This is a genomic window from Agromyces sp. NPDC058110 (assembly GCF_042884735.1).
Lineage (GTDB): Bacteria > Actinomycetota > Actinomycetes > Actinomycetales > Microbacteriaceae > Agromyces.
This window is the reverse complement of the sequence record NZ_JBHVTI010000001.1, coordinates 254143-265625: the sequence shown is the minus strand read 5'-3', so window position 1 is coordinate 265625 and position 11483 is coordinate 254143. Positions and strand designations below refer to the sequence as shown.

Genomic DNA, 11483 nt, shown 5'->3' with positions numbered 1-11483 from the left:
CGGTGGTCTCGCGCCCGATCTACCCGGCCGAGAGGTTCCGAGGCTCAGGTGTCTCGACCTTCCGCAGTCCGTCCTGTGCGAGCGCGCTTGCGGTGCTGTCTCATTGGCGGCGCCAGTCGATCGAATGCGACCAGCCGGCGATGTATGCGCGTTCGTGCTCGGTGAGGTGAACGCCGGATCGCGGGGGGACGATGGGGTCGAGTTCGCAGAGATCGAAGATGCGGCGGACGACGACCACGCGCAATCGGGCCTGCGGATTCTCGAGGATCTCGCTTCGGAGGGTAGGTTCCAGCATCGGCCACCACAGGCCGATCGGTGGCATCCCGCTGAGTTGGGATGTTCGTTGATGGTGCGGGTCTTCGATGAGTGAGCTCATTGCGCGTGTCGTTCGTCGGTGTCTCCAGGACGGGAGTCGCGGAGAACGACCTGTTCGTCTTGGTCGGCGTCCTCTTCTGCTTGCTGATGTCGTTCGGCAGCGGCGAGCGCCTCGTCTGCGATGTCTTGCTCGTCCCGTTGCGCAGGGTCAGGGCCGTTGTTCATTTCACTGCCTCGATTCAGATCTGAGTGGCACGTTCACGCTACGGTCGAGCGCGCGGCCGTGGCAGGGCTTGACTTCCCCACCTCGATGATCAGGTCACGATTCTGGGCTGGCGGCTGGCGGCTGGCGGCTGGCGGCTGGCGGCTGACGCTGCACGCGAATCGAATGCCGGCTCGACCGACGGCTAGCACACGGCCGTGCCACGGGCAATCCGGTGACCGTCGTCGAGCTGCTGCGTAGCCTCGGGACATGCCAGCGAAGCAGAGCAGCTCGAACAGCCCATCCGTCACTCGCAACAAGCGCCGTCCCGCCCGCGGAGCGGGCCTGACCGACGAGCAGAACGCCGAGAGCGGGTTCACCGCATCGAAGGCGCTCAGCGAGAACCTGCAGAAGGTGCTCGTCGACCTCATCGAGCTCGCCTCGCAGGGAAAGCAGGCGCACTGGAACGTCGTCGGGACCAACTTCCGCGACACGCACCGCCAACTCGACGAGATCATCGACTCCGCCCGGGAATTCAGCGACACCGTCGCCGAGCGCATGCGCGCCCTCCATGCTCTCCCCGACGGGCGAAGCGACACCGTGGCCGAGACGACCACGCTTCCAGAGTTCCCGCCGGGCGAGCTCGAGACGACCGCGGTCATCGACCTGGTCACCGAACGGCTCGAGGCGACCGTCTCGACATGTCGTGATGTGCACGATGCTGTCGACGAAGAAGACCCCACCAGCGCCGACATCCTGCACGCGATCCTCGAGAAGCTGGAACAGTACGCGTGGATGGTCAGCGCCGAGAACCGCGTCGCCCGAAAAGCCTGAGCGCGGCCTCTGGTGCGCCGCTGACCCGGCGTCACGCGGCTCCGCCGGTGCAGCGGGCATCGTCGCGGAGCCGCGGATTGACACGAACGTGCTCTGATGGCGATCATTCCTGCATGTGCTTCCCCCTTGCCGTGTCCCCTGCACTTCGCGCATGCTGCCCCGACTGACGACCTGCGGCCTCATCATGGTCGACCCGCACGCCATCATCGTGGACGTGAATCCGACGATCGTGGACTGGACGGGCAGCGATCGCGCCGACCTGATCGGTCGCCCGCCCGAGACCATCCTGACGCTGCGGCTGCCGGTCGACGGCGCTGAGGGACCCCGACCGACCGACGCGACCCTGCACGGCGACTCGGGTATCGTCCGGCCTGTGGTGGTCGGTGCACTCGACGATCAGATCGTCGGCGCCTCGATGCGGATCGCCGTCTACGACGTCTCCGCGCGGTCGGTGTTCGCGCTCGGCCTGCAGGGGGCCGAGGCGAAGACCGAACGAGGTCGCCGGCGCCTGCAGATCCTGCTCAACTCGGCCGTCGGGTTCGGAGCGATCCGCGCCGAGGTCGAGGCCGCGGAGCTGCTCGTCGACGTCGCCCAACGGGCGTTCGCCGCGACGTTCGTCTCCATCCATCTGCGCGGGGCCGACGGCGTCGAGCAGGTCGCCGGCGAGAATCCGCTCGAGGCGCACTGGCCGGTCGGCTTCCGCGCACCCGGCTCGTTCACACTGGTCAACGGCGCGGTCCTCGTCGTCCGCTCACCCGAAGACGCTGACCGGTACGTGCCCGACCCGCCGATGAGCGAGGTGTACCGCGCCGCCGGCATCGAGGCGGCGATCGCCTCGCCCATCCGGTATAAGGGCGAATCGATCGGTTCGATGGTCTGTTATTTCGATCACCCTCGGGAGTTCGACGAGGAGGCTGTGCCGCTTGCGGAAGCGCTCACGAACCAGGCGGCCCAGGCGATCGCACGGGTCCGGCTCGAGGAGTCGCTGCGCCGCGCGGCCATGCACGACGAGGTGACCGGTCTTCCGAGTCGCCGTCTGTTCGAAGAGGACGTGACGCAGGCCGTGCTCGGCGAGTTCGACGTGCTCGCAGTGCTGTTCATCGATCTCGACGGGTTCAAACCCGTCAACGACCGGCTGGGACATCCCGCGGGCGACGCACTGCTCCGGGAGGTCGGGCGTCGGCTTCGCGGCGAGATCCGCGAGCGCGACGTCCTGGGGAGGTTCGGCGGCGACGAGTTCATCGCCGTGGCCGCCGTCGAGGCCCCCGGCGACGCAGAGGTGCTCGCCGAACGGATCCGTGCGACGGTCGCGAAGCCGTACGCATCGCTGCCCGCCGACCTCGCGATCACGGCGAGCATCGGCGTCGTGACCGTCTCGCGATCTGACGGCCCTGTCGTCGTCGACCGGCTGGTGCGAACCGCTGACCATGCGATGTGCCAGGCGAAACTCGCGGGCGGCGACCGGATCATGTCGATGGACCTGCGCGGGGCTGCCCACCGCACCTCGGAACCCGTGGTTGCGAGCACGCAACCCTGACGATTCGCCCCCGACGGCCCGGCGGAGGATGGGCATTCGTCGCCGTGTCCCTCGTCGACGGTGACACCCGACCGCACGTCGTATCGGAGATCTGTGCGATCGGCGGCGCCGCCCCCGGACGCCGTGCGGGGCGGAGCGGGCAGCCTCAGACCGAACCGCTACGGTCGTCCGTTCCGTCTGAGTCGTCCGTGCTGCCAGGGTCGTTTTGATGCTCGGTCGAGTCGGGCTTCTCGGGTGCACCGCCGGATGCGGTGTCGGCTTCCTCGTTCTCGCCCGGTGTGCCATGCGTGTTCTGCTCGCCTGTATCGCTCATACTCCAAGCCCACCTCGACTCGCCCGCCGCATCAACCGCTTGACACCCGAACCGACCTGTGCCGATGTGCCCGACAGCCTGCAGTCGCGCCGATGCCGGTTTCAGAGCGGGCGGCGTAGGCGCGCGTTCAGTGGTTCCGCAACGCGGAGCTCAGTTCCGCCGACGGGCCCAGCTCGACGCCGACGTGGCCGTGACTCAGTCCTCGACCTGCTGCACGTCCACGCCAACGCCGACCGGCTGTTCGGGCGTCGTCGCGATCGGAGACGAATCGAGATTCTCCGGTACGAGCTGAACGCCGCCGGTCGAATTCGCCGATTTCATCAACTCCTCCACCCAGGCATGGTTCAGCTCCGGAGCGTCCTCTTCGTCGAACACGAACCGGAGCGGCATAGAGTTGCTCAACCAGATCGTCGTACGGCCACGGGGCTCGTCGTCGGTGTGCCTCCACGACAACGTGAACGCCTCGCCTCGTCGCAGCTTCGTGATGATGACGAGCTGCAGATGCGTGAGCGCACGGTCGTCGATCCCGATCGGCGTCTGCGAATCCCCGTAGTACAGCGTCCCCATACGTTCAGCGTACGCACTGCCGGCCGCCCCCGACCATCGACTCTCATTCGCTTTCGTTATCCCGCACCGGAGTCTCGTCGTCGGGAATCTTGTCGTTGGGCAGGCCCTCATCCACGGTCTGGACCTCGGCCGGCACGTCCCGCGCAGCTTTCTCAAGGCCTCCGAACCCGGCGTCAGGGTCGTCGGGTTCGGTGGAGAACGGCTCGGGGTTCGAAAGATCGGTCATCCTCACTCCAATCGCTGATGCAGTACCGATCAGCGTCGAGTACCACTGTCCCTCGTACCCATCGCCGGGAGCGAGGGGCTTGACACCGACGTCGCGGTCGAGTCGACAGCATCGTCGCCGGTGCCCGGCGCTCCTGCCGGCTCGCGCCGCCCGAGGTCGCGTGTCGCCGGCCCCTCGAGCCGGCGACCGTCAGCCGTGAAACGCGAGGCGTGGGCCGGGCAGTCCCACGTGTGCTCGGCATCGTTCCACGCCAGCACCGCGCCGAGGTGCGGACAGACGCCCGAGACCCGACACGTCACGCCGTCGACGGTTGAAACGGCCGTCGGCACCGGCGCGCGGCCCGTGCGTCCGACGACACCGGAACCCTCCGCCGGCGGTGCTTCGGGGAGCCGGTGGGCGATCGCGCGCACCCATCCGGCGGCGTAGTGCTTGGCGACCGCCGCGTTCATGCCGAGGCCGACACCGAGCGCGACCGGCGTCGTCGCGCGGTGGCGCAGGGTGCGGGCCCAGTCGGGCAGCTCGCCGAGGAGGTCGGCCGCGAGCGTGAGCCCGCACTGCACCGCGTTCGTCATGCCCCACTTGTCGTAGCCCGTGGCGATGAACACGCGTCCGCGTCCGCGCGGAAGCCAGCCCACGAACGGCACGCCGTGCGGCGTCTCGTAGTCCTGCGCACTCCACCGGTGCGTCAGCGCGGCATCCGGCCACACCGAATGGGTCCAGTCGTCGAGGGCCGCGACGCGCGACGCGGGTGAGGGATGCCGCCCCGCCTCGTGCCCGTACCCGCCGACGAGCAGCAGCTCGCCCGACTCCGCCCACAGGTCGGGATCGGGCGCCGTGCGGATCGACCGGCTCGGTTCGTCGACGCTCAGGTACATGGCCTGCGGCAGCGGGGCATCCGTCCGGTATGCGGCAGCGTAGGAGCGGTGGGCGCGCAGTTTCGCGAATGAGAGGCCTCGGTCGAGGATGGGGGTGCCGGTCGCGAGCACGAGCCGATCGCACGCGAACCCGCCGGCCGTCGTGCGCACCTGCACCGGGCGACCCACGTGGGCGCCCGTCATCCGCACGCCGGTGCGCACGACGCCGCCGAGCGCGCGCAACTCCTCGACCAGCGAGACGAGCACGTCCATCGGGTCGAACTGCGCCTGGTCGCGAAGGCGCGCCGATGCGTACACCTCGAACGGCAAACCCGCAGGCACGTCGGTCATCACGTGCAGCCCGGCCTCGCGGGCGACCTCGGCTTCACGCTCGACCTGCTCGCGACCCGCGGGCGTCGCCGCGAAGCTCACGGCGTCGCGCCGTTGCACCGGAATGCCGCGCTTCGCAAGGTACGCGAGCAGCCACGCCTGCCCCGCGAGGTTGGCGTCGACGTACGCCTGAAGCACCCTGGCCGAGGTGCGCCGGCGCACGCGCTGCAGGTGCGCACCCTGCAGCACGCTGAGCTTGGCAGTCGTGTTGCCCGTGGCGACCGCGCCCACCTCGCGCGCCTCGAGCACGCAGACGCGCCGACCCGCCCGCGCGAGCAGCACGGCCGTGACGAGTCCGGTGAGACCGGCGCCGACCACGATCTCGTCGAACGAACGCGGCGACGACGGCCCGTCGGTCTCCACGGCAAGCGGACGCGAAAGCCAGAGTGAGGTCATGCCCGGCACGCTACGACTGCCGGCGATCACCGACAACGGGTGGCGAGGATGCCGCAACTCGCGTATGGCACCTGCGCGCCGGGTCGTCGATGGGCGCCGCCGAGACACTTCCAGTGGCTGCCCGCGGCCGCATCCACGTGCGGCCGGAGAGTCGGTCGCGGTCGACGGGGAGGAAGGCACCGATTCGCGGAATGCCGTTGACCGGCTGGGTCCCGACTGCTAAGTTCGCGCGAGTGGGTACGCTGATTTTCTCCTAGGTGGTTCCGTGTCGAGCTTCGCTCCACGGATGTCAGAGCGCATGTGCTGTGCGCATTCCACCACCTGATCACGACCCGCGCTCGCATCGCGTGAGCAGCTCGCCGTGTCCGCCACCGGCCCTTCGAGGCGTGTGGACTCACGATTGCAGCGTCGGTCGGGAAATCGAGACCTGCATGTTCCCATTTCAGTTGTCCCTGCACTCCGTGACGAAGCGGTTCGCCGACAGGGTCGTGCTCGATCGCGTCGACGTGTCCATCCGGGTCGGCGAGCGCATCGGCATCATCGGCGACAACGGTGCGGGCAAGTCCACCTTGCTCCGGCTGATCGCCGGTGAGCTGCAACCGGAAGCCGGCGAGCTCACCGTCGTCGCGCCCGGAGGCGTGAGTGTGCTTCCTCAGTCGCTCGAGCTGCCCGATCAGGCGACCGTGCGCGACGCGATCGACACCTTCTGGCGAGAGCTGCGAGCGATCGAGCAGGCCATCGACGCCGCGGCGGCGGCGCTCGACGCGACCACGGATGCCGCACTCGAACTCGCGCTCGCTCGCTACGCCGCACTCGTCGATCAATACGAGGCGCGTGACGGCTACGCGGCATCCAACCGCTTGGATGTCGCGCTGCGCGCGCTCGGCGTGGCCCACGTCGATCGCGAACGTCCATGGGTGTCGCTGTCGGGAGGCGAGCGGTCGCGACTCGCCGTCGCAGCGACGATCGCGGGCAACGCCGAACTGCTGCTGCTCGACGAGCCCACGAACGACCTCGACGACGATGCGTGGGACTGGTTGCTCGCCACCCTGCGCGCGCATCGGGGCACCGTGATCGCGGTCACGCACGACCGGGCGTTCCTCGAGGAGTTCACCGACGTGATCTTCACGGTCCGCGATGGCACGGTCACCCGCTCCGGTGACGGGTATCGCGGCTTGCTCGTCGCACGGGCGACGGCGCGCGAGCGTCACCGTCTCGCGCACGAGGCATGGAAGGAGGAGGTCTCACGGCACGGCGCGCTGGTCGCAGCGAACGCCGGACGCCTCGACGCGATCCCGCGCAAGCTCGACAAGGCCGGCATGGGTGCGGGAGCGTTCCGGGCCCGCGGGCGTGATCACGGCGCGATGAGCCGCATCCGCAATGCCAAGGAACGGCTCGCCCGCCTTGTCGAGCAGCCGGTCGCTCCCCCGCCCGAGCCACTCGTGTTCGCGCCGCGATTCTCGACGATCGCAGCAGATGCCGCAGTCGACGTCCCTCGCGACGCGTCGACGTCGAAGGTTGCGACCAGCCCGATCCTCGAGCTCGAGGAGGTGCGCGTGGCTGCAGCCTTCGTCGATGCACTGCGATTGGGGTCGGGTGATCGCCTGATCGTCACCGGACCGAACGGCGTCGGCAAGACCAGCCTGCTCCGGGTGATCGCCGGCGAGCTGGCCCCGACGCAGGGAGAGGTACGTATGAGCGGCCGGGTCGGGTACTTCCGCCAGCACTCGACGATCACGACGAGCACGCGAACTGTGCGCGAAGCATTCTCCCGCGGCATCCGTGAAGACCTCGAGACCGCAGAGGACCGGCTCCTGCGCCTCGGGCTCTTCCGTCCGGCCGAGTTGGCGGTACCCGTCGCCGACCTGTCCTACGGCCAGCGGCGGAGACTCGAGCTCGCGCTGCTCGTCAGCGAGTCGCACGATCTGCTGCTGCTCGACGAGCCGACGAACCACCTCGCCCCGGAACTCGTCGACGAGCTGGAGTCTGCTCTCGACTCCTACGATGGCGCGATCGTGCTGGTCACACACGACCGGATGCTGCGTCGCAGGTTCATGGGATCGCGGCTCGAGCTCGAGGCCGCCGCATAGGTCTCGGGAAGGGTCGACGACGTGGTGTGAACGAGCCCTGATCGTCAGTCGAGCTCGTCGGCGACCGTGCCTGTCGCCGAGTACTGGCTGATCCAGAGTCCGGCGATGGGCTCGATGTCGGCGTCGTGTGTGAAGCCGAGGGCTTCATAGAGGGCGCGAGCGGGCGTATTCTCACGTGCCGTCGAGACGACCGTCCGCCTGGCGAGTGACAGGACTTCGGTCACCAGAGAAGCCCCGAGCCCTCTTCGGTGGAAGCTCGGGTCGACCATGAGGCGGTCGATGTCGATCGACCCCTCCTCCACCGCGTACCCGATCGCTGCGGCGATCCGATCACCGTCGAGTGTCACGATCCAGTGCAGCTGAGCGGCCACGAGATCTTGCACTGACTCGTGCAGCGGCGGGATCCGATCGTCGCCGATGAGCGCTGCCTCGACGCTGTACGCGCGCCCCTGAAGTTCGAGCAGTCGCGGAGCCAGGCTGGCGACTTCTTCGGGCCGAAGTCTGCACGTGATCACGACTTCCGATTCTGCCAGGACGCTCGAGCAGTCGCGGAGCCCTGGCGGCTGCGAGTAGCGGCTCAGTCGCGGGCGGCCTGATCTGTGAGGGCGGCGCTGGTGATGGCCCCGGCGACGTCGTCGGGGTGGGTCAGCATGGGCAGGTGTCCGCTCTGAACGCGGATGAGGGTGTGTGGCCGCATGCGCGCCGCGAAGCGTTCTTGCTGACCGATGGGGAACTCCGCGTCGTCGGTCGTCAGGAGGTAACTGCGGGTCGGAAGCGCACGGAGCGGTTCGGTGTCTCGCACGCGGGAGGTGAAGTACTGGCGAGGTTCGGGCGTGAAGTCTGCCACGAGGCGATCGGCGGCCGTTGGATCGATCCCGGATGCCAGCGCGTTCCGGATCGCGGACTCGGGCGGCCGGGTGCCGGCGACCCGGAGCACGACTGGGAGCATCACGTTCTGCGGGAAGGGCATCGCCGAGGTGAACGATCCGCCCGAAGGCGGGATCACGGCAGTGACCCCGACGATGCCGGCAATCTGGCCCGGCGCCGCGAGGGCGGCGATCTCCGACGCGACAACCCCACCGGCGGAGTGCGCGACCAGCAGGATGCGGCCCGAGTGTGCGGCGACAAGAGCGGCCCTGGCGTACTCGGTGACCGTCGCGTCGCTGTCGGCCGGTTTCGGGGCGATCCGTGTTGGCATCTTCAGTCGGGCTCGGACGTCATCCCACAGCCAGTCGGGTAGTCCCGCCCCAGAAACGATCATCGCAATCGTGGTCATGCACATGATGCTATGAAGAGAACCCGACTAGCAGACGACGGGTTCTCATCATGGCCTTCTCGAAATCGACCGACCCGCATCTCACCCTGCGACGCATCGAGCGACAGCATGCGTTGATCGAGGAACTGCGCCGACGACGAGGAGCACCGCGATCATCACGCGACCTCGCGGCGACACTGCGTGTAACCCCGCGCACAGTCGAACGTGACATCGCCCGCATGCGCGAGAGCGGCATCCCGATCCGCGTACAGCGCGGACCGGGAGGCGGTTACCTCTTCGACACCCGGTCCTCGCCCGACCCGATCGCGCTCGAACCCGGCGAGATCGCCGCCCTGCTCGTCGCTCTCGTCGCCCTCGGACCCACCGCAACCGAGTCCGCCCGCACGAGCATGCACAAACTCACCCTCGCTCTGACCGATCCGAACCCCGGTGCGACCGCGGACAATCCATAGGCCGCCCTCGACCGAACGGTCGGCTTCGTTGGCACGGTTGGAGCGGCCATCTGATCGCGGAAGTCAGATTGGTCCAGATCCTGACGAAGGGTTGCTCACTGCCGACGCGCATGGCGGTCGCCCAAGTCGGTCGGTGCGCAAGTCGTGGATCACCTTGACGACATCATGCGCTTGCGCTCTATTCGAGGCAAGAAATCCTGATCAGATGATATTCGGTAGGGCGGACGGGACTTGAACCCGTGACCGATGGACTCGCCCAGACCTTCGTGGCCCGACCCCGAGTCTCGGCGATTGCTCGACCGATCTCGACATGACCGGGGATTTCTCGCCGATCCTGAATCTATGACCTCCAGACTACCCGGGATGCCTCGGGCCCTCTCGATTGGGCTCGGATCGGATAAACGTTGGATAAGCGTTGACGCATCAAGTCCCAGTGCCAGTACTCAGCACCTTCTGTCGGCGGAGTGGCTAAGCGAGGGTCACTGGTGGGGGCGCCCAGGTGCCGTCGAGGATCGCCTCGTCGGGCCAGTACGCGCGGAGGTAGACCGAGAACTCGTCGGCGGGTGCCGGGATCCAGTTGGCGTGCAGCGCGGGATCGTCCGGCGCGTCGCCGCCGACCGTGAGGGTCAGAGACCCGTCGGCGCCGCGGGTGAGGTCCTTGTTCTTCGTGCCCAGCGAGAACCGGTCGAGGTCGTTGGCGTGGAAGAAGTGGTGCTTGTTGTAGACCGTCAGCGACCAGAAGCCCTGCACGGGCGGCAGCTGCCCCTCCTCGAAGCGCACCGTGTAGGTGCGCGTTCCGTCGAGTCGGCCGCCGTCGGCATCGAGGTCCTGATAGAAGTACGTCGTCTCGTTGGGGGTGTTGACGAAGATGTTCGACTTTCCGACGGCGGTGCGCATCAGGTAGTCGGTGCCGAACCGCGCACCCGAGCGCTGGGTGGTCCAGTGGTGGCCGACCGGGATGCCGTAGTTGCGGAACTCGAACAGCTCCTTGACGATCGGGTCGGCATCGAGCGCCGCCTGCCGTGCGGCGGCCGCGATCTCGGGATCGTGCTCGGCGGCGTCGAGCACGACCCTGAACCAGTCGTACATCGCCTCCTCGCCCGGCAGCGGCGGCACCTCGTCGAGGATCTCGCCGAACGACGCGAAGAACGTCTCGGGCGTGACCCACTGTGTCTCCTCCTGCCCGGAGGTCGCGTCGTCGTTGCCGAACGTCGGCACCGCGGTCCAGTCGATCGTCTTCATCGTGCCGTCGAAGTCGGCGAGCGGGTAGACGCTGATCTGGTTCACGAGCGGCTGGATCGCGGCGAGGTCCTCGGGCGTGTCGTCGAGGAAGACGCGAGGGATGACGATGCCGCACCGCGTGTCGTAGCGGAACACGCCGGCGATGCCCTCGGGCACCTCGCCCTCCCATCTCTCGGGCGCGAGCAGGTAGTGGCCCGGCTTCGTGCCGTACATCTTGCCGAGCTCGACGAAGGAGTCCGTGCGCTGGTTCACGACCTGGTACACCCAGAACCGGTCGCCGAAGTCGGGCACCTGCACGACCGCCGGCCCGAGGTCGGCATCGAGCGTTCCGAAGCCGTAGGCGACGTCTTGATTGGGACACGCGACGACCCGCTCCTCGGGGCGGATGTAGTCGTGCAGCATCCCGATGTGGTTCGGCGGACCGGCGGGTACGATGCCCACGAGCAGACCCGGTTCGGGGAGCTGCTCCATGAACACCCGCCGATTGTGGATGTTGACGAGCGGCCACCCCCACAGGTACGCCGCCTTCGCGACCTCCGCAGCGTACGCTTCGGTGACCTTCTGCCCAGACCCCATGCCTGCTCCCCAGTGTTCGATTCCCGTCGACCCCCGACACCGGGAGTCTAGGGGGCGCACCCGCCCCGAGGGTGACACCATTTCCCCATTCATCGTGGCGTGGCCGCAGGAGAAGGTGTAGCCGATCGTTGATCAGCCAAGTAAGCGCATCGTGTTTTGACACGGGCGAACCGGTATCGGGTCGTCTTCACATTGAAACAGCCCGATTGTCGC

Annotated in this window: 11 protein-coding genes; 4 read left to right on the top strand and 7 right to left on the bottom strand. The window is 68.0% G+C overall.

The annotated features are described in order from the left end of the window. Nucleotides 1-100: 100 nt before the first annotated feature. Nucleotides 101-376, bottom strand: coding sequence for a hypothetical protein (locus tag ACFVS8_RS01330; protein WP_387056811.1), 276 nt, complete (start codon nt 374-376; stop codon nt 101-103). Between the two features lie 411 nt (nt 377-787). Between ACFVS8_RS01330 and ACFVS8_RS01325 the strand changes: the two genes are divergently transcribed. Then, complete coding sequence (locus ACFVS8_RS01325; RefSeq protein ID WP_387056809.1) at nt 788-1351, top strand: Dps family protein; 564 nt, start codon at nt 788-790, stop codon at nt 1349-1351. Nucleotides 1352-1502: 151 nt separating this feature from the next. Next, nucleotides 1503-2888 (top strand): diguanylate cyclase, encoded by a 1386-nt coding sequence (locus ACFVS8_RS01320; protein WP_387056807.1) that lies wholly within the window; start codon nt 1503-1505, stop codon nt 2886-2888. A 508-nt stretch (nt 2889-3396) separates the two neighbouring features. On the opposite strand, the gene ACFVS8_RS01315 is transcribed toward ACFVS8_RS01320, so the two are convergent. Genes ACFVS8_RS01315 through ACFVS8_RS01305 form a run of 3 tightly spaced genes read right to left on the bottom strand, consistent with a single transcriptional unit; the run spans nt 3397 to nt 5634 of the window. Continuing rightward, entirely contained in the window at nt 3397-3768 is a 372-nt protein-coding gene (locus ACFVS8_RS01315; protein ID WP_387056805.1) for a hypothetical protein, read from the bottom strand. Between the two features lie 43 nt (nt 3769-3811). Further along, nucleotides 3812-3994 (bottom strand): hypothetical protein, encoded by a 183-nt coding sequence (locus ACFVS8_RS01310; RefSeq protein WP_387056803.1) that lies wholly within the window; start codon nt 3992-3994, stop codon nt 3812-3814. Between the two features lie 29 nt (nt 3995-4023). After that, entirely contained in the window at nt 4024-5634 is a 1611-nt protein-coding gene (locus ACFVS8_RS01305) for an FAD-dependent oxidoreductase (protein ID WP_387056801.1), read from the bottom strand. A gap of 431 nt (nt 5635-6065) precedes the next feature. Here ACFVS8_RS01305 and abc-f point away from each other — a divergent pair, with 431 nt between their 5' ends. Beyond that, entirely contained in the window at nt 6066-7724 is a 1659-nt protein-coding gene (abc-f, locus tag ACFVS8_RS01300) for a ribosomal protection-like ABC-F family protein (RefSeq protein ID WP_387056799.1), read from the top strand. Nucleotides 7725-7768: 44 nt separating this feature from the next. Here abc-f and ACFVS8_RS01295 read toward each other — a convergent pair whose 3' ends face one another. Together ACFVS8_RS01295 and ACFVS8_RS01290 are read right to left on the bottom strand one after the other, a co-directional pair. After that, nucleotides 7769-8239 carry a GNAT family N-acetyltransferase gene (locus ACFVS8_RS01295; RefSeq protein ID WP_387056797.1) on the bottom strand — a complete coding sequence of 157 codons (471 nt, stop codon included), beginning with the start codon at nt 8237-8239 and terminating at the stop codon, nt 7769-7771. Nucleotides 8240-8301: 62 nt separating this feature from the next. Then, complete coding sequence (locus ACFVS8_RS01290) at nt 8302-9000, bottom strand: alpha/beta hydrolase (RefSeq protein ID WP_387056795.1); 699 nt, start codon at nt 8998-9000, stop codon at nt 8302-8304. Nucleotides 9001-9050: 50 nt separating this feature from the next. Here ACFVS8_RS01290 and ACFVS8_RS01285 point away from each other — a divergent pair, with 50 nt between their 5' ends. Continuing rightward, nucleotides 9051-9452, top strand: coding sequence for a helix-turn-helix transcriptional regulator (locus ACFVS8_RS01285; protein WP_387056793.1), 402 nt, complete (start codon nt 9051-9053; stop codon nt 9450-9452). 468 nt (nt 9453-9920) lie between these two features. On the opposite strand, the gene ACFVS8_RS01280 is transcribed toward ACFVS8_RS01285, so the two are convergent. Next, a complete protein-coding gene (locus ACFVS8_RS01280) occupies nt 9921-11270 on the bottom strand; it encodes a DUF1254 domain-containing protein (RefSeq protein ID WP_387056791.1) in 1350 nt (449 codons plus the stop codon). Nucleotides 11271-11483 lie beyond the last annotated feature (213 nt).